General features: G+C 53.4%; 27 protein-coding genes and 3 tRNA genes. 19 read left to right on the top strand and 11 right to left on the bottom strand.

Going from position 1 to position 26,831, the window contains the following annotated elements; all coding sequences use genetic code 11:
• Positions 1 to 2: 2 nt before the first annotated feature.
• The gene (locus AB8615_RS09670; RefSeq protein WP_409432387.1) at positions 3 to 2,441 is read left to right on the top strand and encodes a sensor histidine kinase; all 2,439 of its coding nucleotides are present in this window, start codon (positions 3 to 5) and stop codon (positions 2,439 to 2,441) included.
• 23 nt (positions 2,442 to 2,464) lie between these two features.
• On the opposite strand, the gene AB8615_RS09665 is transcribed toward AB8615_RS09670, so the two are convergent.
• Complete coding sequence (locus AB8615_RS09665) at positions 2,465 to 2,782, bottom strand: 2Fe-2S iron-sulfur cluster-binding protein (RefSeq protein ID WP_409432386.1); 318 nt, start codon at positions 2,780 to 2,782, stop codon at positions 2,465 to 2,467.
• 79 nt (positions 2,783 to 2,861) lie between these two features.
• On the opposite strand from AB8615_RS09665, the gene tsaE reads away from it, so the two are divergent.
• The 7 genes from tsaE to trxA all read left to right on the top strand — a co-directional run bounded on the left by tsaE (position 2,862) and on the right by trxA (position 11,914).
• The gene (tsaE, locus tag AB8615_RS09660) at positions 2,862 to 3,290 is read left to right on the top strand and encodes a tRNA (adenosine(37)-N6)-threonylcarbamoyltransferase complex ATPase subunit type 1 TsaE (protein WP_409432385.1); all 429 of its coding nucleotides are present in this window, start codon (positions 2,862 to 2,864) and stop codon (positions 3,288 to 3,290) included.
• Entirely contained in the window at positions 3,283 to 4,293 is a 1,011-nt protein-coding gene (locus AB8615_RS09655) for an aminoglycoside phosphotransferase family protein (RefSeq protein WP_418152331.1), read from the top strand. Before tsaE ends, AB8615_RS09655 begins: the two co-directional genes overlap by 8 nt.
• A 69-nt stretch (positions 4,294 to 4,362) precedes the next feature.
• On the top strand, positions 4,363 to 5,079 hold the full coding sequence (locus AB8615_RS09650) for a nucleotidyltransferase family protein (RefSeq protein ID WP_409432383.1): 717 nt from the start codon (positions 4,363 to 4,365) through the stop codon (positions 5,077 to 5,079).
• Entirely contained in the window at positions 5,076 to 8,108 is a 3,033-nt protein-coding gene (locus AB8615_RS09645) for a PD-(D/E)XK nuclease family protein (protein ID WP_418152330.1), read from the top strand. The genes AB8615_RS09650 and AB8615_RS09645 overlap by 4 nt, the downstream gene beginning before the upstream one ends.
• On the top strand, positions 8,105 to 10,978 hold the full coding sequence (addA, locus tag AB8615_RS09640; protein WP_418152329.1) for a double-strand break repair helicase AddA: 2,874 nt from the start codon (positions 8,105 to 8,107) through the stop codon (positions 10,976 to 10,978). The genes AB8615_RS09645 and addA overlap by 4 nt, the downstream gene beginning before the upstream one ends.
• Positions 10,979 to 11,146: 168 nt before the next feature.
• Positions 11,147 to 11,572: a PD-(D/E)XK nuclease family protein gene (locus tag AB8615_RS09635; RefSeq protein WP_418152328.1), complete on the top strand. Its 426-nt coding sequence runs from the start codon at positions 11,147 to 11,149 to the stop codon at positions 11,570 to 11,572.
• Between the two features lie 21 nt (positions 11,573 to 11,593).
• Positions 11,594 to 11,914 (top strand): thioredoxin, encoded by a 321-nt coding sequence (trxA, locus tag AB8615_RS09630; RefSeq protein ID WP_409432380.1) that lies wholly within the window; start codon positions 11,594 to 11,596, stop codon positions 11,912 to 11,914.
• A gap of 26 nt (positions 11,915 to 11,940) precedes the next feature.
• Here trxA and AB8615_RS09625 read toward each other — a convergent pair whose 3' ends face one another.
• The 7 genes from AB8615_RS09625 to AB8615_RS09595 all read right to left on the bottom strand — a co-directional run bounded on the left by AB8615_RS09625 (position 11,941) and on the right by AB8615_RS09595 (position 17,121).
• Positions 11,941 to 12,975, bottom strand: coding sequence for a bifunctional folylpolyglutamate synthase/dihydrofolate synthase (locus tag AB8615_RS09625; protein WP_418152327.1), 1,035 nt, complete (start codon positions 12,973 to 12,975; stop codon positions 11,941 to 11,943).
• Positions 12,929 to 13,279 (bottom strand): hypothetical protein, encoded by a 351-nt coding sequence (locus AB8615_RS09620; protein WP_418152326.1) that lies wholly within the window; start codon positions 13,277 to 13,279, stop codon positions 12,929 to 12,931. Before AB8615_RS09620 ends, AB8615_RS09625 begins: the two co-directional genes overlap by 47 nt.
• Entirely contained in the window at positions 13,266 to 14,138 is an 873-nt protein-coding gene (accD, locus tag AB8615_RS09615) for an acetyl-CoA carboxylase, carboxyltransferase subunit beta (RefSeq protein WP_409432378.1), read from the bottom strand. The genes AB8615_RS09620 and accD overlap by 14 nt, the downstream gene beginning before the upstream one ends.
• 8 nt (positions 14,139 to 14,146) lie before the next feature.
• Positions 14,147 to 14,938 carry a tryptophan synthase subunit alpha gene (gene trpA, locus AB8615_RS09610; protein WP_409432377.1) on the bottom strand — a complete coding sequence of 264 codons (792 nt, stop codon included), beginning with the start codon at positions 14,936 to 14,938 and terminating at the stop codon, positions 14,147 to 14,149.
• A gap of 85 nt (positions 14,939 to 15,023) precedes the next feature.
• Entirely contained in the window at positions 15,024 to 15,176 is a 153-nt protein-coding gene (locus tag AB8615_RS09605) for an entericidin A/B family lipoprotein (RefSeq protein WP_409432376.1), read from the bottom strand.
• Positions 15,177 to 15,254: 78 nt separating this feature from the next.
• A complete protein-coding gene (gene trpB, locus AB8615_RS09600; RefSeq protein WP_418152325.1) occupies positions 15,255 to 16,481 on the bottom strand; it encodes a tryptophan synthase subunit beta in 1,227 nt (408 codons plus the stop codon).
• The gene (locus tag AB8615_RS09595) at positions 16,474 to 17,121 is read right to left on the bottom strand and encodes a phosphoribosylanthranilate isomerase (RefSeq protein WP_409432374.1); all 648 of its coding nucleotides are present in this window, start codon (positions 17,119 to 17,121) and stop codon (positions 16,474 to 16,476) included. The genes trpB and AB8615_RS09595 overlap by 8 nt, the downstream gene beginning before the upstream one ends.
• 147 nt (positions 17,122 to 17,268) lie before the next feature.
• Here AB8615_RS09595 and rpoN point away from each other — a divergent pair, with 147 nt between their 5' ends.
• Positions 17,269 to 18,753: an RNA polymerase factor sigma-54 gene (gene rpoN, locus AB8615_RS09590; protein ID WP_418152323.1), complete on the top strand. Its 1,485-nt coding sequence runs from the start codon at positions 17,269 to 17,271 to the stop codon at positions 18,751 to 18,753.
• A 14-nt stretch (positions 18,754 to 18,767) separates the two neighbouring features.
• Here rpoN and AB8615_RS09585 read toward each other — a convergent pair whose 3' ends face one another.
• From AB8615_RS09585 to AB8615_RS09575, 3 genes are all read right to left on the bottom strand, one after another.
• Positions 18,768 to 19,658, bottom strand: coding sequence for a DUF1295 domain-containing protein (locus AB8615_RS09585; RefSeq protein ID WP_409432372.1), 891 nt, complete (start codon positions 19,656 to 19,658; stop codon positions 18,768 to 18,770).
• 106 nt (positions 19,659 to 19,764) lie between these two features.
• The gene (locus AB8615_RS09580) at positions 19,765 to 20,478 is read right to left on the bottom strand and encodes an alternative oxidase (RefSeq protein WP_409432371.1); all 714 of its coding nucleotides are present in this window, start codon (positions 20,476 to 20,478) and stop codon (positions 19,765 to 19,767) included.
• 108 nt (positions 20,479 to 20,586) lie between these two features.
• Positions 20,587 to 21,555, bottom strand: a complete 969-nt coding sequence (locus tag AB8615_RS09575) for a TrmH family RNA methyltransferase (protein ID WP_418152321.1) — start codon at positions 21,553 to 21,555, stop codon at positions 20,587 to 20,589.
• Between the two features lie 200 nt (positions 21,556 to 21,755).
• Between AB8615_RS09575 and AB8615_RS09570 the strand changes: the two genes are divergently transcribed.
• The 10 genes from AB8615_RS09570 (at position 21,756) to rplL (ending at position 26,682) form a co-directional block, all read left to right on the top strand.
• Positions 21,756 to 21,840 (top strand) — tRNA-Tyr (locus AB8615_RS09570).
• Positions 21,841 to 21,867: 27 nt separating this feature from the next.
• A tRNA-Gly gene (locus AB8615_RS09565) sits at positions 21,868 to 21,941 on the top strand.
• A gap of 86 nt (positions 21,942 to 22,027) precedes the next feature.
• On the top strand, positions 22,028 to 23,203 hold the full coding sequence (gene tuf, locus AB8615_RS09560; protein ID WP_409432358.1) for an elongation factor Tu: 1,176 nt from the start codon (positions 22,028 to 22,030) through the stop codon (positions 23,201 to 23,203).
• 61 nt (positions 23,204 to 23,264) lie between these two features.
• Positions 23,265 to 23,340: transfer RNA gene (locus tag AB8615_RS09555), tRNA-Trp, on the top strand.
• Positions 23,341 to 23,437: 97 nt separating this feature from the next.
• Positions 23,438 to 23,674 (top strand): preprotein translocase subunit SecE, encoded by a 237-nt coding sequence (gene secE, locus AB8615_RS09550; RefSeq protein WP_409432369.1) that lies wholly within the window; start codon positions 23,438 to 23,440, stop codon positions 23,672 to 23,674.
• Between the two features lies 1 nt (position 23,675).
• The gene (gene nusG / locus AB8615_RS09545) at positions 23,676 to 24,209 is read left to right on the top strand and encodes a transcription termination/antitermination protein NusG (protein WP_418152318.1); all 534 of its coding nucleotides are present in this window, start codon (positions 23,676 to 23,678) and stop codon (positions 24,207 to 24,209) included.
• 110 nt (positions 24,210 to 24,319) lie between these two features.
• Entirely contained in the window at positions 24,320 to 24,748 is a 429-nt protein-coding gene (rplK, locus tag AB8615_RS09540; protein WP_409432367.1) for a 50S ribosomal protein L11, read from the top strand.
• A 1-nt stretch (position 24,749) separates the two neighbouring features.
• A complete protein-coding gene (gene rplA / locus AB8615_RS09535) occupies positions 24,750 to 25,442 on the top strand; it encodes a 50S ribosomal protein L1 (protein WP_409434094.1) in 693 nt (230 codons plus the stop codon).
• 299 nt (positions 25,443 to 25,741) lie between these two features.
• On the top strand, positions 25,742 to 26,257 hold the full coding sequence (gene rplJ / locus AB8615_RS09530; RefSeq protein ID WP_418152316.1) for a 50S ribosomal protein L10: 516 nt from the start codon (positions 25,742 to 25,744) through the stop codon (positions 26,255 to 26,257).
• Between the two features lie 56 nt (positions 26,258 to 26,313).
• Positions 26,314 to 26,682: a 50S ribosomal protein L7/L12 gene (gene rplL / locus AB8615_RS09525; RefSeq protein ID WP_409432365.1), complete on the top strand. Its 369-nt coding sequence runs from the start codon at positions 26,314 to 26,316 to the stop codon at positions 26,680 to 26,682.
• Positions 26,683 to 26,831 lie beyond the last annotated feature (149 nt).

Raw genomic sequence — 26,831 nt, 5'->3', positions numbered from 1 at the left:
AGGTGCTACCAGACGTTCTGGACATGCAATTCTGGATCACGGTGGGATCTGTCATATTGGCAGTTCTCGCATGCGGCTTTGCCCTGCGCACTTTGTCGAATCAGGGCAAATCATCCGCGCGTTGGAAGCAGAAATCCGCTGAACTTGACCGTCAAGTTGGGCGGTTTGACTCGATCTTTGGCACCTATCCTGGCCTGATTTTGGTATGGGAAGAGGCTGCGCCAGATCCGAATTCTGATTGGGGCAAGCCGCGCTTATTCGGCTCACCAGCCGCCCTCGCATCGATGATGCGGTTTGCAGAGGCTGGAAAGTCCAAAGATACGGCGCAGCGCGTGTTGAACGGGCTAGCTGATCTGAACACGATTTCAGAATCTGTTGAGGACAAGACTTTACGCACCTATATCGCGCAACTTCGAACAACGGGGACTCCTTTTTCGATCTCAATCGTGCTGCCCGAAGGGAATGTGATTGAAGTTGATGGGCGTGTTGCGGGTCGTCAAGTCGTGCTGTGGTTAGAGGACTCCTCTATTCGCGGCGAAGATGAGCGCACAGCCATTTCGCGGTTTGAGACGAATAAAATAACGGCCGAGGTCGATCCTGTCGCCTTCATTGAAATGATGAGCCGTGCCCCTTTCCCGCTTTGGCGGATGAGCGGCAGTGGGCGCCTGAACTGGGTCAATGCTGCTTATATTGACGCGGTAAAAGCCGCCAATATGCGTGATGTGCTGAACAATCAAATCCACCTCGATGAAAAAGCAGCCAGCCAAGCGAAAGTGGTTTTGCAAACGCATGAGCGTGTCGAAGATGTTCGTAATATTGTGTTGGCGGGGCAAAATCGCGCTACAGCCGTGTCGTTATTTCCTGTCAGTGGCGGCGTGGCAGGTATCGCCACGGACGCGACAGAAACCCATCAACTCCGCCAAGCTTTGTCGCAGCAAGTGCGGGCGCATGACGAGCTGCTAAATGCGATGGACGAAGCCGTTGTGATCTTTGGCCCTAACCAAAAAATGCGCTTTCACAATAAAGCTTTCGCACAGCTATTCGGAATTGACGAGGGTTGGTTTAAGGGCGCACCGTCCCATGGTTACTGGCTCGATCATTTGCGCGAACGTGAACTCCTGCCTGCGCAAGCTGACTATCAAGCGTGGAAGACGAGCGAATTGCAGCTCTACACAGAATGGCCGGAGGAAATGCCGGACGCACTATGGGGACTTCCCGATGGGCGAACGCTGCGTTTAGTGCGGATGCGCGATCCGCAAGGCGGAATTTCGCTCATGTTCTCTGACATGACGGACGCGCTGACACTCAAGGGTCAGCTCGGGACATTGATAAATGTGCAAGGCGCAACGCTAGATCGTCTATCAGAAGGCATTGCTGTGTTCGGGACGGATGGGCGTTTGAAAATACACAACGCGGCTTTTGCCCGCATGTGGGAGTTATCAGACGACGACCTTAAAGACGGGCCACGCTTCTCTGATTTGATCGAACGCTGCTTGCCGCTTTATCATGATCAAGGATTTTGGGACGAATTAAAAGCGCGGGCGACAGACCCTAATCCTGATGTGCGCCGCCAAGTTGAGGGTGAGATTCGACGCTCGGATGATAAGATGCTGACGTGGCTGTCTAAGCCTTTGCCGGACGGCGCTACCCTTGTGGCGTGGGACGATGTGACTTCTTCCCGCCGCGCCGAAGCCGCTTTGATTGAACGCGCCGAAGCATTGGAAGAAGCTGACCGCATGAAGTCAGAATTTGTTGGTCACGTCAGCTATCAACTGCGCACACCGTTGACGACGATCTCTGGCTATTCCGATTTCTTGCAAAATGGTGGGGCGGGCGAGATGAACGACAAGCAAAGCGAATACGTTTTTGCGATCCAAAGCGCCTCCGAAGACCTCGCGAAAATCATCGATGATATTTTGGATATAGCCGCGATAGAAGCCAACGTGCTCGACCTCGACTTGGGCGATGTGGATGTCTACGCCATGCTAAATACCGCGCTCGATTATGTCGCGACGAAAGCCGATGATACAAAAATCTCACTCGATCTAAAATGTTCAAAAGACATCGGCAAAATCCGGGCGGACGAAACGCGCCTCAAGCAGGTTGTCTATAATTTGCTGTCCAACGCGCTACGTTTCACCAAGCCAGGCGGGGTGATTGAACTAGGGGCGGAGCCTGTCGCCAGCGGGATCAAACTATGGGTGAAGGATGACGGTGTTGGCATCCCGTCAGATCGCCAAGGTCAAGTGTTTGAGAGCTTTGAGAGCAGTAGAGGCGGCGCAGGTCTCGGTCTCGCTCTCGTGCAGCGTTTTGTCGAGCGTCATGGCGGTTGGGTCGAGCTTGAAAGCCAAGAGGGCGAAGGCACCCACGTCACCTGCTACCTCCCCAAAGAAGCTGCCACAGATAGCGCGCATCCAGAATTATTTGCGGATGCGCAGTAGGGCGGCCCTCACCCCCCGTAAACTTACTGCGCTTCTGGCGTGCTCACTTCGATACCGTCAAGGTCATCATTGACCAGGATTTGGCAAGAGAGGCGGGAGTTGTCTTGCACATCTTCGGCGAAATCCAGCATGCTGTCTTCCATATCGTCTTTGGGCTTCAGCTTACCGAGCCAGCTTTCCGCGACATAGACATGACAGGTCGCACAGGCACACGCCCCGCCGCAATCCGCGTCAATCTCTGGCACCATGTTTTGCACGGCGGCTTCCATGATAGACATGCCTTTTTTGGCCTCCACTTCACGAGTTGTGCCAGTGGAGTCTGTGAAAAGAATTTTGGGCATAATGGGCCAGTCCTGTAATTTTTAATCTGTTCTTTATCTAGGGGCTTGTCACAGATTTGCAAGTTGTTAGAGCTTGGGTGTGACGAGTTATCCTTTATCCGATGAGGCAGCGACCTTGGCCTTTGGCGCGCGATTGGCGCGGGTCTTACGCATGGGGGATTGCGTCGCGCTGCGCGGGGAATTAGGCGCCGGTAAAACGACGCTGGTACGAGGCATGATCCAAAGCCAGCTTGGCAACATCGAAGTGCCGTCTCCGACCTATACACTTGTGCAGACCTACGACATGCCAACCTATGAGTTGTGGCATTGCGATTTATACCGCCTTGAGCGGCCGCAAGACGCCTATGAGTTGGGCTTGATCGATGCGATGGACGAGATTGTGAGTGTGATTGAATGGCCCGACCGTCTTGGTGATTTGTTACCAGATGACGCGTTAGAGATTTCTGTTGAATTTGAGGGCGCGGGTCGCGTTGTAAAACTTACGGGTTGGGACGACCGCGATGTCTGACCGCGAAGCCCAGATAGAAGCGTTCTTGGCGCAAGCGGGTTGGGCGAAGGCAAGCCGAACGCCTGTGCCGGGGGATGCGTCAACACGGCGTTACGAACGCCTCACGCTGAACGGAACTGCGGCCGTATTGATGGACGCGCCAAAGGGGGCCGAAGCGCCGAGTGAGCCTGAGGGAGCTAGCATTGAGGATCGGCGCGCGCTGGGCTATAACGCATTGGCGCGATTGGCGGGGCCGAATATCGAAGCCTTTGCCTGTATCGCACATGCCTTGTCGCAAAGAGGTTTTTCTGCGCCGCAGATTTACGCGGCAGATATGGAGGCAGGCCTGATGTTGCTCGAAGATTTTGGGCAAGACGTCTATGCCAAAGTGATCGCGCAAGACGCGGCGGATGAGCGCCCGCTATATGAAGCTGCCGTCGATACGCTCGCCGCAATATATCGCAGCACATTTCCGCAAGTTTTATCCTATCGAGATACGACTTGGCGTGTGCGTGATTATGACGAAGCCGCACTTCTAGCCGAAACAGATTTATGTTTGGACTGGTTTGCGAAAGATTTTGGTAAGTCGTTTGAGGGCGATGCCCGTTCGGAGTTTTACGCGCTTTACGCAGACAGTTTTCAATATCTTGAGGCCCATGCAGATGGCCTATGTCTACGCGATTTTCACGCCGAGAACTTGTTCTGGCTGCCTGTCCGAGACGGTATATCCAATGTCGGTTTGATTGATTTTCAAGACGGATTGTTCGTGCATCCTGCATACGATTTGATGTCGTTAATTACCGATATTCGCCGTGATGTATCAAGGGATTTGAAAGATCATTTAATTGCGCGGTTTTGTGACCGTGCGGGTATAAAAGACGACGTCGATTTTCGGGCGGCTTATGCTGTCTTGTCTGATACAGCGCGGAACGAAATTGCTCGGCTTTCCAGTGCGCGCAGATCTGAAATTTGGAAAGCCGCAATACCGGGCATTGCTCCCGCGCGTGAAGCGTCATTTAATTGATGATCTCGCCCATCCAGCCGTCACCCCAATTCGCACATGGTTTGAAGCTAACTTGCCAGAGGCGCTATCATGACCGCGATAAAAACAGCGATGGTTATGGCCGCAGGCTACGGAACACGCATGCGCCCGCTGACAGATGATCGGTCTAAAGCTATGGTCGAAGTGGGCGGAAAGCCGCTAATTGACCATATGCTAGACCGGCTGGCAGAGGTGGGTGTGACGCGAGCAATCGTAAATGTCCACGCTCACGCTGATCATTTGGAAGCCCACTTAAAAGCACGCAAACAGGGCCCTGAAATTATTATTTCGGATGAACGAGACGATTTGTTAGAGACGGGCGGCGGTCTAGTCAAAGCGCTTCCGCTGCTCGGAAAAGCTCCTATTTTCATCTGTAATATTGACGCGATATGGGTTGAGTTTGCACCCGCCTTGGCGGCGATGTTAGCGACGTGGGACGCGCGAAAAATGGACGAATTATTCTTGCTGGCTCGCCGAGACGCTGCGTTGGGTTATGACGGGCAGGGCGATTTTGACATGTCGCAGGATTTCAGGCTCACCCGCCGCGCTGGAAAAACAGCTCGCTATATCTATGCAGGTGTTGAGATTTTTAAACCTGAATTAGCCAAAGGTTTTGCGCTAGAAAAATTCTCGCGAAATGTAATTTGGAACGACACGCTAAGACGTCTTTCCGTCTTCGGTGTTGAACTGCCAGGCTACTGGATGCATGTCGGTGACCCACGTGCACGGGATGCGGCGGAGGCTGTGTTGCAGCAAGCAAACCGTTGAGCGGAGCGATTCCCCATCCTCGCCACGTTTACAATATGCCGTCTGGTGTGCCGTTCCTGCAATATCTGGCCGAGGGGCTGTCGGCGCATTACGGCGACGCACTTCAAGACGCGCTGATTTTATTGCCCACCCGCCGTGCCGTCCAAGGCATGCGAGACGCGCTCACAGACCTCGCCCAGTCCGAAGGTCGCGGCGCTACGCTCCTACCGCGCATGAAACCTCTCGCGGACATTAACCCAGAAGAGCCGCCTTTTGAGCCGGGCGAATTAATTGGCGAAGTCGCGCCAGCCATGCCGCCCATGCAGCGCCGTTTTGAAATGGCGAAGTTGGTCACAGCGTATCACCGCCGCGCCGCCGACCTCCCGCTTGACCCTGCCACAGCTTTGGCGCTGGCTGATCCATTGCTGGCAATTTTTGATGATGCCGCGATGGAAGAAGTGACGATTACAGACACGGATGAGTGGAAAAATATCTTGAGCGAGTCAGCTTTGCATTTCCAACATGCCGCGACACTCTACCAAATCATTGAGGAATATTGGCCCGCGCGGCTGGCTGAAATTGGTATGATTGAGACGCAGGCGCGTAAGGTGAAATTACTTAATCTGCTGACAGATAGCTGGCGCGAGGCTCCGCCGCGTTATCCCGTGATTATCGCTGGGTCGACGGGCACATTATCGGCGACGGCACGGCTGATGGCCTGTGTTGCGGAACTGCCCCAAGGCATGGTCGTTCTGCCAGGATTACAGGCTAGCACTGACCAAGCGTGGGATACGATTGATGTGCAGCACCCTCAATACTCCCTCAAAAGCTTGCTTGAGCGTATGAAGATGGATCGCGGCGACGTCATAGATTGGCGCAAAATCGTGCCGTCCCTGCAGTTGAAACCGACAGGTGACCTGCCTGTGACTGACCTCCGACGTATGGTAATTAATGAAGCGCTTGTCGCTGTTGATAAAACGAGCGATTGGCTGGGGCGGATAGAGACCCTACAACGCAATCACGGCGACGATATTTTCAATCGCGCCATGGATGGGCTGTCGCTGATTGAAGCGCCGAATGACGAAGATGAGGCGATGAGTATCGCCCTGATTTTGCGTCACGCCTTGGAAACGCCGAAGCGGACAGCGGCTCTTGTGACCCCTGACCAAGGTCTGGCGCGACGCGTTCAAGCAAGGCTGGGGCGTTGGGGAATTTCCGTTGATATGTCGCAAGGCGAGCCGTTATCGCAAACACCAATAGGGGGGCTATTGCTGGCGCTGCTCCAACTTGCGCACGACCCAGAAGGCCCTGTTGAAATTAGCGTCGTTATGCACCATCCACTTTGCGCATTGACGGATGATCCGAATACTTGGCCAGATTTAGAGAAGGCAGAATTTCGCGGGATTCGTCCACACTTCACAGATGCCACACGTCCCGAATTAGTGACGAAACTATACGCCGCGATTGCGCCACTACTTGAACTCGACGGCAAAGCGCCTGCGAGCATTTGGGCATCAGCACTAGTGAGCGCGGCGGAGGCTGTGAGTGAGGGCGGGCGAACGATTTGGGTCGGCTTAGCGGGAGCGCAAGCGGGGCAATTACTGACAGGTCTGATCTCTCACGGCGCTGAATTGCCTGATACAAATTCCGAAGGAATTATCCGCCTTATCCACCGCATGTTACAAAATACAGTTGTGAAGCAGGACAGTAGCAATCAAGCGCGACTCTCAATTTTGGGGCCATTGGAAGCGCGTTTAATTGCCCCTGATGTTGTCATCTTGGGCGGGCTGAACGAGGGCACTTGGCCTGCATCCCCGAGCGTTGATCCTTTTCTGTCGCGGTCTATGCGCAGGGCGATGAGTTTATCTTTACCGGAGCGGCGTTATGGTTTGTCGGCGCATGATTTCGCGGAATTAGCGGCGAACCCATGTGTCTATCTCACCCGTTCTGAACGCAATGATAGCGGGCCAACCGTAGCCGCGAGGTGGGTCTGGCGCTTGCAAACTTTGTTGGCGGGCGCGCTGGGAGAGGGCGCGGCAAAACGGCTCTTACAGACCGGACAGACATACCTGACTGCGGCGCAGTCTTTGGATTATGTTGCAGCAGACGCCATAACGCCAGCTGAGCCGCCACTGCCCAAACCTCCTGTCGATAAACGCTGGAGTTATTACCGTGGGAAGCTGCAGCCAGCGGGCGAGGGGCGACGGATTTCTATGACGGGTGTGCAGACTTGGATACGGGATCCATATGCGATTTACGCAAAGCATTGCCTTGGTTTAGAGGGCTTGGACGATCTGGATATGGCACAGGATGCGCGTCACTTTGGGACTGCACTTCATGCCGCGATCGAGACTTTTTTGATTGAAAACCAAGGTCCATATGACATCTCGCAGAGCGAAATCTTATTGGATCATATCCAAACGCAATTCAAAGAACATCACTATGCCCCAGAGATCATCCACCACGAGATGCCGCGTTTCAATGAAATCGCAAGGCAGTTTTTGGCATGGCTTAAAGACAGGGACATGCAGGGTTTTGAGATTGTTGGCCAAGAAGTCTACGCCAATTACACGTTCGCAACACCGCCTTTCCGTCTGACAGGCGTGGCAGATTTAATTGAACGTAGCCCTGAAGGTTACGCGTTTATCGACTTCAAAACAGGGGTGCCGTCAACTAACGCTGTGGTGACAGCTGGGTTTGATCCGCAGCTGCCTTTGGCAGCGTTCCTCGCGAAAAATGGGGCCTTTAAAGACCAACCAAAGGGCGAGACGACACAGCTTGGTTATCTCCAACTGAAGGGTGCGAATAAAGGGTTTTCCGAGCAAATCGTAACTGCGCCGCATTATAAATCCGGCAAAGATGCGATGACTTTGGCTGCGGAAGCTGAAGAAATATTGAAGCAATTAATTACGGAATTTGACACGCCAGAGACAGGTTATCCGTCGCAACCACGTGTGCAATATCAAAATAAATATGGCGATTATGACCATCTCGCGCGGCGGGCAGAATGGCGCGGAATCATGAGCGGTGACGGGGAGGGCGATACGTGACCCCAACCCGTGAACAGAACTACAATAGCGCGCTCTCGCAGCAGCGCAAAGCCGCCCATCCGCACCATACCCGCTTGGCGTCTGCCAATGCTGGTTCAGGTAAAACGCGCGTTTTGGTGGACCGGGTCTCGCGTCTATTATTACGCAATGTCGCCCCGCAAGACATTCTATGCCTGACCTATACAAAAGCCGCCGCTGCGGAAATGCAGGCGCGTTTATTTAAAAAGCTCGGCCAATGGTCGGTGATGAATGACACCGATTTGAAAACACAACTCGGTGATTCATTTGGGCAGCCATTTGAGGCGATTACCCCGTCGGTCACCTTAAGTCTTGCGCGACAATTATTTGCCGAAGCGTTGGAAACGCCAGAGGGATTGAAGGTCCAAACCATTCACGCTTTTTGCGAAAGGATACTTTCCCGCTTCCCGATTGAGGCGGGTGTTATGCCTGGCTTTGAGCCGTTGGATGATGATCAACAGCGAGAATTGCGCGCTGAAATTCGCGAGCAAATTTTGATTTTGGCGGCGTCAGACGATGATCCTGAACTCACCGCTGCCTTGGCAAAATTGAGTGTCGCGCGGGCGGATAAGACGCTGGATGAGTTATTTAATTGGGTGGTCGGATCGCCTGAAAAAATCAAACGCTGGGCCGCCACAGGTCAGTCAGATTTAGCGTCACGCTTAAAATTGCCAGAGGACGAGACGCAACGAGCGGTGGCAGAAAAGCTATGGCAGAGCTTGGACCAAAGAGACTTGAAAGCCATTGCCGACGCCCTTTCACAATCATCATCAACGGATGCCAAACGCGCTGTTGCGATAGAGGCCGCTTTAGAGGCATCCGATGCTATGGACGCTGTTCAAGCTCTCAGCACGATGTTTTTTACCAAAGCGGGCAGTCCGACAAAAAGTTTTTATACCAAGGGCATAGCTGAGCCGATCAAGACCTCTATCGATCAGATCGCTGTGCATGTGATCCAAGCAGAGCAAGACCGTCGCGGTACAGTCATGCTGGAAATGAGCCGTGATATTCTGACAGTCGCCACGCGGTTTTCTACCCTTTACGCATCGCGCAAACATGATCTCCGCGCGCTCGATTTCTCGGATCAGATATTACTGGTGCGAGACTTGCTATCGGATGCTGCTGTGGCGGATTGGGTGCGTTATAAGCTCGATGGTGGGATCGAACACATTTTGGTGGACGAAGCGCAAGATACATCGCCTGAGCAATGGCAAATTATTGACGCGCTAGCCGCGCCGTTTTTCCAAGATGACCCAGACCGCAAACCGTCGAACCCTCGCACGCTCTTTGCAGTGGGCGATGAGAAGCAATCGATTTACAGTTTCCAAGGTGCTGACCCACAGCGATTTTTGGACCAAATTCAATATTATGCTGGCTTGTCCGATCTAGGCGAAGTGCGAATGCGCATGTCGTTTCGATCAACGCAGCAAGTCCTTGATATGGTGGATCACGTGTTAATCGAAGGTGGGGCGCTGCGGGAAATGTTTGATACCGACTATCCGCCCGCATCGGATATCGCGCGCCATATTGCGTTTCGCGAGGATAGCGGCTGTGTCGAATTATGGCCGATCGTGCCAAAACTTGAGGACGTGAAGGAAAAAGCGCCTTGGGACACGACGCCTGTCGATGCGCTGGGCGAGCGGCATCAACGGGTCCGTCTGGCGCAGCAGATCGCCCGCACCATTCGAGCGTGGATAGATGCTGGGGAACCAATTTTTGATCGCGATCTTGGTCGCACTCGGCCAGTGCATGCAGGCGACGTTCTGATTCTCGTGCAGCGCCGCAATGCATTTTTTGACGCGATCATTCAACAACTCAAAAAACACGATGTGCCTGTCGCGGGGGCTGATAGGCTGACACTAAAAGATGCGATTATTGTCAAAGATTTACTGTCGCTGTGTCGGTTTGTTTTACTGCCTTTGGACGATTTATCTCTGGCGGAAGTTCTAAAATCTCCGATATTTGGCTTTGATGATGACGCCTTGTTTGAAGTTGCCGTTGATCGCGAGGGTGCGTTGTGGGAGGCGGTGAAATCTCGTCGCCCTGATATCGCCGAAGCTCTTGAGCAGATGATCGCGGATAGCCTCTCACTGCCGCCGTTTGATTTTTTGACAGCAACGCTAGAGCGGATGGACGGGACTGGTCGGAGCCTGCGAGAGCGGTTCTTTAAGCGGCTCGGAATGGAAGCGCGGGAGGCGCTTGATGCTTTTTTGGCCCGCGCGCTTGACCATCAATATCGCCGTGCGCCGAACCTTCAATATTTCGTCCGCGATTTCTCGAGTAATGATGTGCAGATCAAACGTGACCTTGACCTGGCCACTGGGCAAGCTCGCGTCATGACTGTGCATGGGGCCAAAGGCTTGGAAGCACCCATCGTATTTCTGCCCGACACAACAGCGGTGCCTGTGGCCAAGGATCGTTTAATCCCAGTTGGGGCGGGATATGCGTGGGCACCGCCTAAATCAGAACGCCCCGAAGGGCTGCAAGACGCTTTTGAAGCGCATGCGCTCAAGACGTCGCAAGAGCAGTTGCGGTTGCTTTATGTTGCCATGACACGGGCCGAGACGCGCCTAATTATCTGCGGGTCACAGCATGGCCGCACGGAAAATGGCTATCAGGACGGCAGTTGGTATGATCGCGTCAAGTCGGCCTTTGAACAGGTTGCGACAACCGTTGATACGCTGCCTACGACCGACAATGAAACCATAGAGATTTTGCGATTCGGTGAGTTACCATCAGCCTTAGACAAGACCTCAACTCTCGCGGCTTCGGACACGTTTGATGCCCCTCATTGGATGCGTGAGTTACGGGCGCCAGAGCATTTGCCCCCCGGCTCAGCCCATCGCACTTGATGGACGGTATGCGCGACACGCTCTCGCCAAGTTCGCCAAGCGCGGCGCAACAAAAAGGGCGTTATCAGCGCGGGATAATTATTCACAAGCTTCTCGAAGTTTTACCTGATTTTGAACGTGAGAGGCGGACTGAAATTGCGGGTCAAATTTTGGCTAAGATACACCGTATTGTCCGCGCAGCAAAAGCAAGATTTTATTGATGAGGTTACGGCGGTGTTAAACCACCCTGACTATGCAGATTTGTTCGCCCATGGCTCCCGCAGCGAGGTTTCAGTTGCGGGAAAAATTCATGTGGGGTCAGAGGCTATTTGGTTGAATGGACAGATTGATAGGCTGTGTGTGCAAGGCGACCGTGTCCTGATCGTTGATTATAAATCGGATCGCGACCCGCCTGTCAGTCCAGATATGATTGCCCCGCAATATCTCGCACAAATGGCGGCTTACCGTGCTTTGATCGCAGAGGTTTATCCAGATCACACCGTCGATGTTGCCCTGTTGTGGACCGAAACGCCGCGCCTCATGCCGCTCCCAAAAGCAATGCTGACGGAGGCCTTGCAAAACATTGAGGCGCTTCCTAAATCTATCCTACCATAATGTTTTTCTAAGGAGCGCCTCATGGCCACGGTTAAAGTTTCTGATGCGAGTTTCAAAGATGACGTGATCGCGTCTGATAAGCCTGTCCTCGTTGATTTTTGGGCAGAATGGTGTGGCCCCTGCAAGCAAATCGGCCCTGCGCTCGAAGAGATTTCAGAGGAAATGGGTGATCGTATTAAGATCGCGAAAGTCAATATTGACGACGATCCAGAAACGCCTGCAAAGTTTCATGTGCGCGGCATCCCGACACTGATGATCTTCAAAGAAGGTCAAGTTGTAGCCACGAAAGTCGGTGCCATGACAAAATCGAAATTGGCAGAATGGGTTGCGGAACACGCATAGCCGCGACGACTAAAGGCTGATATTCCCTACGCGCTGACCTTTAAAACTTCGCCTGACAAATATAGCGATCCGCAAATCAAGATACGCGGCGGAATGATCGGTTGATCCGTTGTTTGCCGTGACAGGGCTTCGCCCGTATTGATCGCGCGTTGCACGGCATCTGCGAGGTTGTTGGCGACTTGACCAATCAGACCGCGAGCCTCTGCAATTTCAATGAGCGTTTCTGGTGCAAGGGCGGCGTGGCCATCTATAGAGACGCCAATAACTGCGCTTGCGAGACCTTCATATGCGTCCAAAAATCCCCCGATGTCCTTATTGGCTAAAATGCCCGTGATGAGAATTAGCGGTCGGGAGGTGACAGATTCTAGCTCGGCCATGGCACTGGCGACGGCGCGCGCGGCGTGTGGATTATGCCCGCCATCAAGCCATAATTCGCCGCCGCTTTCCGTGACCATGTCGGCATATGGCCCTTGGGTTAGGCGCTGCATGCGGGCTGGCCACTTGGCGTTTTTCAGCCCATTGGCTATTGCTTTATCCGATATTTTCATATGTCGCGCGAGGGCAATAGACAGCCCCGCATTGGAAATCTGATGCTCCCCGATCAGCGCAGGAAGAGGCAGATCGAGCAAGGTTTGCGAGCTTTCATAAACGAGCCGTCCATGCTGCCCATAAGTTTTGAAATCCTGATCTTGAAACTGAATTGGTGCGCGATGTTTTTGCGCTTCGGCGTCCATAACGGCGTTCACAAGTTCGCCTTGCTTGCCAATGTAAACGGGCACATGGTCTTTGATGATCCCAGCCTTTTCGCGGGCAATCCCAGCGAGGTCACGACCCAAAAATTCGGCATGATCATAGTCGACAGGGGCGATACCGCATATGGCAGGGTCAAAAACATTCGTCGCGTCAAACCGTCCACCAAGCCCTACCTCGATAATCGCAAGGTCGGCTGGAGCTTCAGAAAAGGCGAGAAACATGGCTGCTGTCGTGGCCTCAAAAAATGACAAAGGTGCGCCGTCATTGGCGGCTCCGCACCCGCGTAATAACATCCAGCAATGTCGCATCGTCGATCTCTTGGCTGGCGACAACGATACGCTCGTTAAAGCGGACCAAGTGCGGCGAGGTATAGACATGGACTTTCAGCTCGTCCGCCTCCGCCATGGCGCGCAGCATGGCAATCGTTGATCCCTTCCCATTTGTCCCAGCGACATGCACGGCGGGCGGCAGGAGGTGTTGCGGATTGCCGAGCTTGGCTAGCACATCCAAAACACGCCCTAGGCCGAGATCAATTTTTTTTGGGTGAAGCGCGGTGAGCGCGGCGAGCGCCTGTTCCAAGTCTTGCGCGGCAGCCGAGCTAGGCGTCGACATAATCGCGCGTCGGTTCGGCCTGCATCAGCACAGCGAGAATTTGGGCGAGCGTTTTGCGCATTTCGCTGCGCGGGACAACGCGGTCAATCATGCCTTTTTCTTCCAGGAACTCAGCCCGCTGGAACCCTTCGGGCAATTTCTCCCGAATGGTCTCTTCAATCACGCGCGGGCCAGCGAAGCAGATCAATGCGCCTGGTTCGGCCAAATGCACATCGCCTAGCATGGCGTAGCTGGCAGTAACGCCGCCTGTCGTCGGGTCGCATAACACCACGATATAGGGCAAGCCCGCTTCGCGCATACGCTGCACGGCGATTGTGGTTCGCGGCATTTGCATCAATGATAATGCGCCCTCTTGCATCCTTGCGCCGCCAGCAGCGGTGAAGACGACGAGCGGGAGTTTATGTGCCACCGCATGTTCAGCCGCCGCAATCAAGCCTTCGCCCGCCGCCATGCCGAGTGAGCCGCCCATAAAGGCAAAATTCTGCACTAGCACAACAGTCTCAATGCCGTGAATTCTGCCGACGCCGATGCTCATTGCGTCGTCATCGCCAGTTTTGGCACGCGCTTTTTTCAAGCGGTCTGTATATTTTTGGTCGTCTTTAAATTTCAGCGGATCTTTGGCGACTGAGGGAATCGACACTTCGATATATTCGCTATTATCGAAGGTGTAATCCATCCGCATATCTGGCCCGATCCGCATATGATGACCCGCAGGCGTCACATGCAAAAGTCCAGGCAAGTCAGCACTAAACACCATCTCGCCAGACTTCGGACATTTGATCCAGAGATTGTCTGGCGTGTCCTTCTTGGTGAAGATGTCTTTGATGCCGGGCGGCGTGAGTTTCGTGATCCAATTCATATCGTAGTTTACCCCGAATGCGTGGCGTCTGCCAGTGATTTCACGAGAGCCAAGGCTTCCTCTGGCCCTTTTTCGTGAAGTTCTTGAACGATCGCTGTGCCGACAACTACGCCATCTGCATCCTTGGCCACTTCGCGCGCACGTTCTGGTGTTTTGACGCCGAAGCCGACCACAACGGGTAAGTTCGCGGCTTCGCGGACGCGGGCGACTTGATCTTTGACGCTCCCCGCTTGCGCAAAGCTCGCGCCTGTAATGCCTGTCATAGAGACGTAATAAACAAAGCCTTTTGTGCCTTCGACAACTTTAGGAAGGCGCTTGGCGTCTGTCGTCGGTGTCGCAAGCCGTATCAGAGCTAGGTCATGTTTTGCAAAGGTGTCGCGGAGTTCGCCGTCTTCCTCAGGCGGCAAATCGACAATAATTGCTCCGTCAATGCCAGCGTCAAATGCGGCCTTCGCGAAGCTAGTATAGCCCATATGGTGCAGGGGATTAGCGTAGCCCATGACAATGATAGGCGTGGTGCTATTCGTCGCACGAAACTCTGCTGCCATCTCTAAGATAGTCGTGAGCGTTGTGCCAGATACGCGCGCGCGGATGCCTGCATCTTCAATTACGGGGCCGTCTGCCATGGGATCGGTAAAGGGAATGCCTAGCTCGATTATATCGACTCCCGCGCCAGGCAGGGCATTGAGAAAAGCTTGCGATGTGGCGCGGTCAGGATCGCCGCCCATCATATAGGCGACGAAGACTGCCTGACCTTGGGCTTTGCGGTTTTTGAATGTGGTATCTAGGCGCTGGGTCATGGGCAAGGGTTTAAGCTGCGCCTACTTGTTTGACCAGAAAAAAAGCCCGCTAACGTAGCGAGCTTTGCTTTAAATTTTGGATCGCTTAATTCGCAATTTCATCCGTGGTTCGTTCGGCTGCATCGCCCGCACTTTCGAGGTCTTGGCCAACACCTTCAACTGTGTTGCAAGCCGCAGCGAGCATGGCAAATGCTGATAAAATGATGGCTGTGAACGCTTTGGTTTTTGAATTAGTCATGGGTAGTCCTCCGTTATTAGTAGGAGAACAACGCGCACCTATGAGATTTAGTTCCCCACTAACTAGCACCGACTTAGCTTATCCCTGCGTCCCCTCACTAATATGCTCTCCCAGAGCATCGGCAATCGTGAACACATCTTTATCGCCGCGGCTGCACATATTCATAATGATTAGCCCATCTTTGCCGAGTTCCTTCGCGAGTTCCATTGTGCGCGGGATGGCGTGGGAGGGTTCGAGCGCGGGGAGGATGCCTTCTAGGCGGGCACATTCTTGGAACCAGTGGAGGGCTTCGTCGTCAGTCGCGCTGACATATTCCGCGCGACCAATATCATGCAGGTGCGCGTGTTCAGGGCCAATGCCGGGATAGTCGAGCCCAGCTGAAATGCTGTGGGCGTCCGCAATTTGGCCATGTTCGTCTTGCAGGAGGTAGGTGCGGTTGCCGTGCAAAATACCAGGTGTGCCGCCTGTCAAAGAGGCTGCATGCAAGCCAGACTTCACGCCTTTGCCCGCCGCTTCAACACCGATCAGACGCACGGATTTATCGCCTACAAAATCGTGAAACAGCCCCATCGCATTAGACCCGCCGCCGATACAAGCGACGACAGCGTCAGGTAAACGCCCCTCAGTCTTCATAATTTGTTGCTTGGCTTCGCGGCCAATCACGGCTTGGAAATCACGCACCATGGCGGGGTAGGGATGCGGACCCGCGACTGTGCCGATGCAATAAAACGTATCGCCGACATTGGTGACCCAGTCGCGCAGAGCTTCGTTCATCGCGTCTTTTAAGGTCGCCGTGCCAGAATGAACCGCGCGCACTTCCGCCCCGAGGAGGCGCATACGAAACACGTTCGGTTTCTGGCGAACAATATCGACTGCGCCCATATAAACGATACATTCCATACCCAGCCGCGCCGCGACAGTCGCCGTGGCGACGCCGTGCTGCCCCGCGCCAGTTTCGGCAATAATACGGGTCTTACCCATGCGCTTGGCGAGCAATAGCTGACCCATGCAATTATTGATTTTGTGTGCGCCTGTATGGTTTAACTCATCGCGTTTGAAATAGATTTTTGCGCCGCCCGCGGCCTCCGTCAGGCGTTCCGCGAAATAAAGCGGAGAGGGGCGACCAACATAATGCTCCAGAAAGTAGTCTAACTCTTCTTGAAAACTCGGATCGGCTTTGGCGTCTTCATATGCTGCTTCCAATTCGAGAATTGGCGGCATGAGAGTCTCTGCCACAAAGCGCCCGCCAAAATCGCCAAAACGACCATTTTCGTCCGGATAGGGAATGTTATTTTGATCACCCATGGGCCTGTCCTCGCACAGCTTTCATAAAAGCGTCCATCTTCGCGTGATCCTTTATGCCAGGCGCCGCTTCAAGGCCAGAGCTAACGTCGAGGATGGGCGCATTTGTCAGGGCGATAGCCTCCGCGACATTGTGAGGGGTCAAGCCGCCCGCAAGCAGGTAGGTTTTTGGTAGAGGGGCTTGCTTGATTAGCTGCCAGTCAATCGCAATGCCGTGTCCGCCGCGCACATCTGTTCCTTTGGGCGGTTTGGCGTCCAAGAGTAGCAGGTCAGCCGCGCCAGAATATTCACTCGCAAGCTTAATGTCGTCAGCCGTTGAAACGCCAGCGGCCTTGATCACTTTGACCTTAAACTTAAGGCCGACTTCGGCCACGCGTTCCAGCGTTTCGTCGCCGTGGAGTTGGATATAATCTGGCGACATTTCAGCCATGATGCGGGCGAGGAGCTCGTCGTTAGGATTAACTGTAACCGCCACGCGCGGCACGGGCAGCGATGTCGGTGCGAGGGTTCCTGCCTCACTCACACTCACGCGGCGCTTGCTGGGGCATTCCACGATAAAACCAAGGAAATCTGCCCCAGCCTTGATGGCGGCTTGGACATCTGCCGCGCGAGTTAGCCCGCAAATTTTGACCTGTCTCTGCATCAGGCTCAATTATCAGACTTTCAGACGAAAGCTAGACTTCATTAACCTTATCGCTGCACCTGAAATTAAGCCTTCCCACCTATGAAAGCATCCAAAGCGGCACAAGACTGCGACTTGGCAAATGCTCGCGTGGGATGAGGGAATATCATGGCTTTAGCGCCTAAATTACAAGCCCGACAGGGGCAACAGCTAGCGATGACGCCGCAGTTGCAGCAAGCGATCAAGCTGCTGCAACTCTCCAATATCGAACTCTCAGCTTTCGTCGAAGAACAGTTGGAAAGCAATCCGTTGCTTGAGCGCGGGACGGGCGAAGAAAACCGTCGCGGCGAAGACCTGCAAAAAGACGCCGCACAACAACATAATGCGGCCACAGATACGGTCAGCCACGGCGAAGCCAGCTCGCAAATGGATGTGCCTGATCACGCCGTGTCTCCTGACGCGACAGCCGCAGATGTCGGCGGTACAGTCGATTGGTCGCGCAATAATTCGGGCGGAAGTTTTAATGGCAGCAGTGATTATGACCCCGCCGCCAATACAGCTGCTGACATTACATTATCAGAGCATTTGACGGGGCAACTCGCCATGTTGCGCCTGTCGCAAAAAGATAAATTGATTGCCGATTACATGCTCGGCCAAGTCGACGAGGCAGGATATTTCCGCAGCGATGTGGCAGAGATTTCTGACAATCTTGGCGTGTCCATATCGCGGGTTAATACGATTTTATTGCAGCTGCAAACGCTGGAACCAACGGGTGTGTTTGCGCGAGATTTGGCGGAGTGTTTGCGATTACAACTGCGCGAGAACGGCGAGCTAGACGCCCCGATGCAAGCGTTACTAGACAATCTCGCCATGCTGGCCAAACATGATCTGGCTAAGTTGGCGAAAGTCTGCGGCGTGAAGGTTGACGGGTTGAAAGACATGGTCGCGCGGTTGCGGAACCTGTCACCGAAACCTGGCATGGCTTATGGGGGGACGATGGCGCAGGCGGTGGAGCCTGACGTGTTTATCCGCGAGACGCCGCAAGGGGGGTGGGCTGTCGAATTGAACTCCGACACCTTACCGCGTGTGCTACTCAATCAGCGCTATTACAACGAAATTGCGAGCGCATCTGACAACAATACGCAAGCGCGAGAATTTATTTCAGAATGTCATGCCAATGCAAATTGGTTGGTAAAATCACTCGACCAACGCGCACGGACAATTTTGAAAGTGGCGAGCGAAATCGTGAAGCAGCAAGACGGGTTTTTCGCTTACGGTGTCGATCATATGCGCCCGCTCAAACTGAAAGACGTCGCTGACGCGATCGAAATGCACGAATCGACGGTCAGTCGTGTGACGTCGAATAAATTCATGCACACCCCGCGCGGACTCTATGAGCTTAAATATTTCTTCACCGCTGCGATCCCGTCTATGGACGGCGGCGAGGGGCATAGTGCCGAGTCTGTGCGCAATAAGATCAAAATTCTAATCAGCGAAGAAACCGAGAAGACAGTAAAATCAGACGATAAAATCGTCACGCTGTTGCAAGCTCAAGGCGTTGATATTGCCCGCCATACAGTTGCGAAATATCGCGAAAGCATGAACATCCCGTCCTCTGTTGAGCGTCGCCGCATGTTCAAGCACGGAATGTAAATATTGACGGGCGTTTAAACCTCGCTTTTGTCTTTCGGCGGGAGGGGGAAGAATCCGCTCGTGCGCTTTATATATTCCTGATATTTTTTGCGCTTACCCATGTCTTTTTCCAGCAAGTCTTTGCCAGACACATTGGTCAATAAATACGTCATGATGATCGGTGCGAAAATTGTCGCCCAGCCCCAAGGCGCTTGGCACGCCACGAGCCAGATACCCCACCACATACAGGCATTGCCAAAATAATTCGGGTGGCGTGTATAGCGCCACAGGCCAGAGTTAAGGACAGGTTTTTCTTCTTGTGGGCCGTCATAATCTTTGTGCTTTTTCATGAACTTAGACAGCTGCCAATCGCCAACAGTTTCAAAGAAGAACCCGATAAGCCAGAGGAGGGCGCCGAGGATAGGGAGTAGCCCAATCTCACTCTGTACGCCGCGTTCAACCACGTCGATCGCTGTTGGCGGGTCATAAGTGAAAGCTGCGCCATAGGCTGTCGCCATCGCAACCCAAATCGGCGCGCTCACGATCATAATCAACACGCCTTGTCCAAAGTAAATCGTCAACAAGCTCCGCAAGCGCCACGCCATCTCACTCATGCCTTTTTTCTCGGCCCGCTTGCGCATGTTGATGTAGCGCTTGTCTTCGCCGTGGCCGAGGTTTCGCTTGGCCAGATAGAGCGTCAGGCGAGCCCCCCATATGATCGGCATGATAGCCAGCAGCCAGAGATAGGGTGTCTTGAGATCTGCCAAGTATAGACAAACTGCGGCAACGATCAAAAACCCAAAACCCCAAAAAATATCAATCAAGCTGGCATCTTTGGCGGCAACGCTGATTGCCCATAGCAGGGTGAGCGCGCCAAACACGACCACAGCCGCATGAGCGAAATTGACAATTATATCGGAAATCATGGGTCAGCCCTTTGCGTGTCTATCACTATGTCTTGGCATAGTTACGGCAGAGACGCAAAAGGGGTTGTGGTTATTGCGCGGGCTGGCTGTGATGGTCAGCAGAGGCTTAGTCTTTTAGGCTGCCTTCTGCATTGGCAGTCACTTCGGCGGCCATGGGGTCGTGTGCTTTGCGGCGATCCAATTCATCGACGAAGCCGTGATTGACGTCGCGATGCTCGGCTTCGTCAGCGCGGACAGCAATAATAACGTCTGTCAGGCGGGCATCAGGCGCAAGCTGCCAATAATCAATCGCAATCTGAGGCGCGGGCACGTTTTCGTGGCGACCCTCTTCGACTTCCTTCAGGTAAGATGTATAGCTAATGACAGCCTCTTCCTCGAAATACCCAACAACGCGATGCGCTGTACGCGGGGCAAAGAGGTAGAGGAAGAAGTAAGCATTATAAAAGAAGAACTGCACGATCATAATCAACATGCGTTCAAACCAATTTGGTTGCGCGATCTCGATAAATGTCATGAGGTGCATGCGCTCATTTTCGGCCTCGTCCAGCAAGGTGCGGATCCAGCCCTCATCATCCCGCATTTTACGCAGCGCGGTTAGGTGCTGCCACAAGCCGCCCACCATGCCAGGCACAGCCGCGACAGTTTCTAGCACAATCGCGCGATGGCCATACCGCTTGGCGAAAAAGAAATCGGCAAAGAACCGCAACATTTTCACAAAGGCGAAAGCGATTTTATCGCTGATCGTTTCAGGCTTTACATGGGTATCGAGCGGTCGATCAAGATCAACGGTGCGCGGCACAGGTTTAGTCGAAGCAGTCATAATTCTTCCTTTCCTCGTCTACCTAAACATAGGCACGCAGCCTCAGACCAAAAAGGGCTAAGAGTGCGGTTTAGCTATGCAAATAAGCTATCACCGTCATAGGCGTTACTAATCCCGCCGAGCCTCATAAAGGGCAATAGCAGCCGCTGTGGCGACGTTCAGGCTTTCGGCCTCGCCGGCCACATCGGAACTCATCATCGGGATGCGCGCGAGTTGGTCACAGCGCTTGCGAACAAGCTCGCGCAGGCCTGGGCCTTCTGCCCCCATGACAATCACACGCTTGCCACCCATGGATAGCGCTTTGGATAAAGACAAATCAGTTTCACCCGCCAAGCCCGTCACGTGCCAGCCAATGCGCTGCAGGTTTTGGATCGTATTGGCGATGTTGGTTTCAAGACAAACTGGCACTGTTTCCAAACACCCGACCGCGACTTTTGCGAGCGATCCCGATAGCGGTGGCGCCTTGCGGGTCTGCATAACGAGCGCGCTCACACCAAAAGCCGAACATAGCCGCAGCATCGCACCCACATTATGCGGGTCTGTAATTTGGTCTAACACCAGGATCAGGCCGTTATCATCGGCGCGGTCAGCTAGAGTTTCCAGATCGGGCCACTCAAGCGGTGCAGCTTTCACCGCAATCCCCTGATGCACCGTGCCGCGCGGGAACATCTTATCCATAGCAGCAGGGACCATATCGCGGACAGGGGCGGAGATATGGGGCAAGTCCAGACGCGCACTGGCCGCGTCTGTTAAGCGGACTTCGTGGATCATACGCTTGGGGTTGGTAAGGACCGCGAGGCTGGCATGTGTGCCGTAGATCCAGCCAGACCCGCCTTCATTTCCTGATCCTGATCGGCGAGAGCTGCCTTTTGCAGAGCGGTCTTTGGGCGATCGGGGGGATTGCGGTGCGCTGACAGCACCGTGCTGCTTTGTGCCGTAAGCGCGTTTAGGGTTGTCGCTGCGGGCGCCTTTATAACCCGCGGAGCGCAGGGATTTATTGCCCCCTCTGCTTCCACCTTTGCCAGCGCTATTGCTAGGGCCTTGGCTTTTGTCACTGCCCTTATCACTTCTGGCCATGCTATTTCCCTGTTATTGCCTGAAATTCTTGCAAATCGGCTATTGCGCGAAAAAAACTTCATGTCTATATACCGCGCACGAATAGACCCATAACTCTGTATGTCTAGCTGCTCACAACGAGCATCATGACTGACAGAGCGTTTTTTGTTGGAGGCAACACGAAGTATAAAGATCGCCTTAACCGCGCGGTCATTTGGGATGGAGAGGTGGCCGAGTGGTTAAAGGCGTCAGACTGTAAATCTGATCACTATGTGTACGTTGGTTCGAATCCAACCCTCTCCACCACCCTTCGACGGAAAACATAATAACGCAGCGGGCGTTGTGTAGTGGTAAGACCTCAGCCTTCCAAGCTGATGACGCGAGTTCGATTCTCGCCGCCCGCTCCAAATAGCCTTGTAATGAGGCACATAGATCCCACTTATGGGGCAGAGTATCAATCAGGCCAGCTGGCCCCAACATGTGAGAAGTAGACATGGCAAAAGAGAAGTTTGAACGTAATAAGCCGCATGCCAATATTGGCACGATTGGCCACGTTGACCACGGTAAGACGACGCTGACGGCGGCGATCACGAAGTATTTCGGTGATTTCAAAGCTTATGATCAGATTGACGGCGCGCCGGAAGAGAAGGCCCGTGGTATCACGATTTCAACGGCTCACGTTGAGTATGAGACGGATAATCGTCACTATGCTCACGTCGATTGCCCAGGCCATGCTGACTATGTGAAGAACATGATCACAGGTGCGGCGCAGATGGACGGCGCGATCTTGGTGGTGAATGCGGCTGACGGCCCAATGCCTCAGACACGCGAGCACATCCTGCTGGCCCGTCAGGTCGGTGTGCCGGCGCTGGTCGTTTACATGAACAAGGTTGACCAAGTTGACGATGAAGAGCTGCTAGAGCTTGTCGAAATGGAAATCCGTGAGTTGCTGTCATCTTATGACTTCCCAGGCGACGACATTCCTGTGATTGCTGGCTCTGCTTTGGCCGCGATGGAAGGCCGTGATCCAGAGATTGGCGAAGAGTCGATTAAAAAGCTGATGGCTGCTGTTGATGAGTACATCCCGCAGCCGCCACGTGCGATTGACGAGCCTTTCTTGATGCCGATTGAGGACGTGTTCTCTATCTCAGGCCGTGGTACGGTTGTGACCGGTCGTGTGGAGCGTGGCTCTGTGAACGTGGGTGACGAGATTTCTATCGTTGGTATCCGCGACACACAAAAGACCACATGTACGGGTGTTGAAATGTTCCGCAAATTGCTCGACCGCGGCGAAGCGGGCGACAATATCGGTGCCTTGATCCGGGGTATTGACCGCGAGTCTGTTGAGCGTGGCCAAGTGCTGTGTAAGCCAGGGTCCGTGACACCGCATAAGAAGTTTGTGGGTGAAGCCTATATCCTGACCAAAGAAGAGGGTGGCCGTCATACGCCGTTCTTTAACAATTACCGCCCGCAGTTCTACTTCCGTACGACTGACGTGACAGGTGTTGTGACTTTGAAAGAAGGTACAGAGATGGTGATGCCAGGTGATAACGTCGAAGTGAATGTCGAGCTGATCGTGCCAATCGCGATGGAAGAAAAGCTCCGCTTCGCGATCCGCGAAGGTGGCCGCACAGTCGGCGCCGGCGTCGTCGGTAAAATCATCGAGTAGGTAAATATAATATAGTGGGCCGAGCGACACTCGGCCCGCCGCCCAATAGGGATGGTTTCTTGGGGGTATAGCTCAGTTGGTAGAGCATCGGTTTCCAAAACCGAGGGTCGTGGGTTCAAGTCCTGCTGCCCCTGCCACTCCAGACCTTGAAGGGCCAATAAAATAACGCGAAGTCTGATTGTCCGCACGGATTTTCGGGCTCGCGTTTTAGAGTTTAGGTGAGAAGTAGATATTATGGCTAAAGGCCAATCAGCAAAAGCAGACGCGACGCCGGCCAAAGTCGGCCCCGTCAAGTATCTCGGACAGGTGCGTCAGGAGGCCCGCAAGGTTGTCTGGCCCGCGTGGAATGAGGTCTGGAAGACGACAATTCTCGTCATGCTGATGGTTGTGATCATGGGACTTTTCTTTTTCGTTGTAGACTGGGCTTTGGTGAACATCGTCCGGTTGGTATTAGGTATTGGAGGCGCATAAGATGGCCGCGAGATGGTATATCATACAAGCCTATTCCAACTTTGAGAAGCGCGTTGCGGAAACGCTGCAGCGCGACGCAGAGGAAAAGGGTCTGGATCACCTCTTTGAAGAGATTTTGGTCCCCACAGAGCAGGTCGTTGAGGTCCGCAAGGGTCGCAAGGTCGAGAGCGAGCGTAAGTTTTTTCCGGGCTATGTCTTGGTCAAAGTTGACCTCACAGACGCGGCGTATCACTTGGTGAAAAATACACCTAAGGTGACGGGTTTCTTGGGGTCCGCAACACGACCCATGCCTGTGTCTGACGCGGAAGTTGCGCGGATTGTGGGTCAAATTCAGGAAGGTGTGGACAGCCCGCGCCCAATGATCAGCTTCGATATTGGCGAGACGATCAAAGTGGTCGACGGCCCGTTCCAGAGCTTTAACGGACAAGTCGAGAGCGTTGACGAAGAAAATGCGCGCTTGAAAGTCTTGATTAACATTTTCGGACAGGGAACTCCTGTCGAATTAAATTACACCCAGGTCGAAAAACAGTCCTAGGTCTAATCGTTTGTGGGAGGTGCGGCTAAGTCCAGTCGTCATCGCACCACAATACCACATAGTCGCTTGAATGGTTCAGGCGACGCTTAAAACACTTTAAGGAGTGGAACATGGCGAAGAAGATTTCCGGCTATATTAAGCTGACAATCCCTGCCGGGTCAGCAAACCCGTCTCCGCCGCTTGGGCCTGCATTGGGTCAACGCGGTGTTAACATCATGGAATTCGCGAAAGCATTTAACGCGAAAACTGAAGCAATGGATAAGGGTATCCCAACCCCAACCATCATCACCGTCTATGCGGATAAGTCGTTCACATTTGTGACGAAGACCCCGCCTGCCTCTTACTATCTGAAAAAAGCAGCGGGTAAGAAGTCTGGTGGTAATTTGCCGGGCCGCGAAGTCGGCGGAACTGTGACAATGGCGCAGTGTCGCGAGATCGCAGAAGCAAAAATGGTTGACCTGACGGCGAATGATCTGGACCAAGCGACGAAAATCATCGCAGGTTCTGCTCGCTCAATGGGCTTTGAGGTTACGGAGTAAGATTATGTCGACTGGTAAACGTATGAAAGCGGCCAATGCTGCTTATGATAAGAATGTCGATTACAACGTCGCTGACGCTGTGAAGATTGTTAAAGATAACGCCAAAGTCAAATTTGACGAAACGGTTGAGGTTGCCGTCAATTTGGGTGTTGATCCGCGCCACGCTGACCAAATGGTTCGCGGCGTGTGTAATCTTCCAAACGGCACAGGCCGGTCCGTTCGCGTGGCCGTCTTTGCAAAAGACGCTAAGGCTGATGAAGCGCGCGAAGCGGGTGCGGATGTTGTGGGTGCAGAAGATCTGGCCGAGCAAATCCAAGCTGGCGATATGCCGTTTGATAAAGTCATCGCGACGCCTGACATGATGCCGCTCGTCGGTCGTGTTGCGCGTGTTTTGGGCCCAAAAGGCATGATGCCAAACCCAAAAGTTGGCACAGTCACAATGGACATCGCGAAAGCGGTTCAGGATTCAAAAGGCGGCGCTGTCGAATTCCGTGTTGAGAAGGCTGGGATCGTCCATGCTGGCGTTGGCAAAACTAGCTTTGCACAGGGTAAGCTCGAAGAGAACGTAAATGCGTTCCTGAAAGCTATTCAGCAAGCGCGCCCAGCTGGCGCGAAAGGCGTATTCATGAAGAAGGTCACGATCAGCTCAACAATGGGCCCAGGCGTGAAGATTGATACGGCTGACGTTAAATAGAATTTGGGTGCGGGGCTCGCTTGTCGGGCGTCGCGCTTAATATCACAGGGTCGATTTCGGCGCTGTGATCTGTCCAAGACTACCGGGGTTCGCAATTTAGCGGGCTTAATATCCGGTACAGACGGAGCCAAAAATCAATTTTTCTGCACGTAAGTGCGGGGCGATTGGTTCGATGTCTCTGTTATTTCCCGTAGATTTTCTGCGGGGGACAGGAACCCGCCCGCGGGCTCTGACAACAGAGGTCAAGGGCACTTGGAAGGGCCGCACATGGGGTGTGGCTCATAACAGGGAGACCGCAAATGGACCATACTCAAAAAGAGGAAGCCGTTAAGAATCTCAAAGAGATTTTTGATGGTGCAGGCTCCGTGGTGATGGCTGAATATTCAGGCATGACCGTTGCGGAAATGGAGGATCTTCGTGCTAAGCTCCGTGAGCAAGGTGCGAATATCCGTGTTGTGAAAAACCGTTTGGCAAAGATCGCCATGAAGGGGCAACCCTTTGAGGCATCTGGTGACATGTTGACAGAGCCGGTGGCAATCGCCTGGGCTGAAGACATGATTTCCGCGCCAAAAGTGGCAGTTGAATTCGCCAAAGACAATAATGCTTTTAATGTCATTGGTGGTTTCATGGGTGAAGAGGTGTTCAATACCGATGGTATCGTCACACTTTCCAAACTGCCAAGTCGCGAAGAGCTTATTGGTATGGCGGCTGCCCGTCTTATCGGTCAAGCGTCCGAAGTGGCTCAGCGTCTTATGTCACCTGGCTCGGCTCTTGCCGGCGCTATCTCGGTGATCGAAGAAAAAGCTGCTGCGTAGGTAACAACAATTCATTCTCGCATAGATCGAACTAATCGTAACTAAAGGAAACTAAAATGGCTGATGTAAAAAAGCTAGCTGATGAGCTGATGGGTCTAACCATTCTCGAAGCAAAAGAACTAAACGACATCCTCGAAGAAAATGGCATTAAAGCCGCTGCTGCTGTTGCAGTTGCTGGCCCTGCTGCTGCTGGCGGCGAAGCTGCTGAAGCAAAATCTGACTTCGACGTTGTTATGACTTCATTCGGTGGCAACAAAATCGCCGTCATTAAAGAAGTCCGCGCAATCACAGGTCTTGGCTTGAAAGAAGCTAAAGAGCTGGTCGAATCTGCACCAAAGGCTGTCAAAGAAGGCGCGCCTGAAGCAGAAGCGAACGACATTAAAGAGAAACTCGAAGCGGCTGGCGCCACTGTCGAGCTTAAGTAATCTCTTAAGTGACATGTCGGGTGGGTCTCGTGCCCGCCCGACACCCTCGCTTCGCTGAGGTAAAAGGCGATCCTGATGGGGTCAGGTTAAAAACTCCCGAAATTCACGAGCCAGCCGGGACTGCAGCCCACTTGGTTCACAAAGAAAAG

The organism is Litorimonas sp. RW-G-Af-16 (genome assembly GCF_048319245.1).
In the GTDB taxonomy this organism is placed as follows: Bacteria; Pseudomonadota; Alphaproteobacteria; order Caulobacterales; family Maricaulaceae; genus Litorimonas.
The sequence above is the reverse complement of the archived record's forward strand: the minus strand, read 5'-3'. Positions and strand labels throughout refer to the sequence as shown.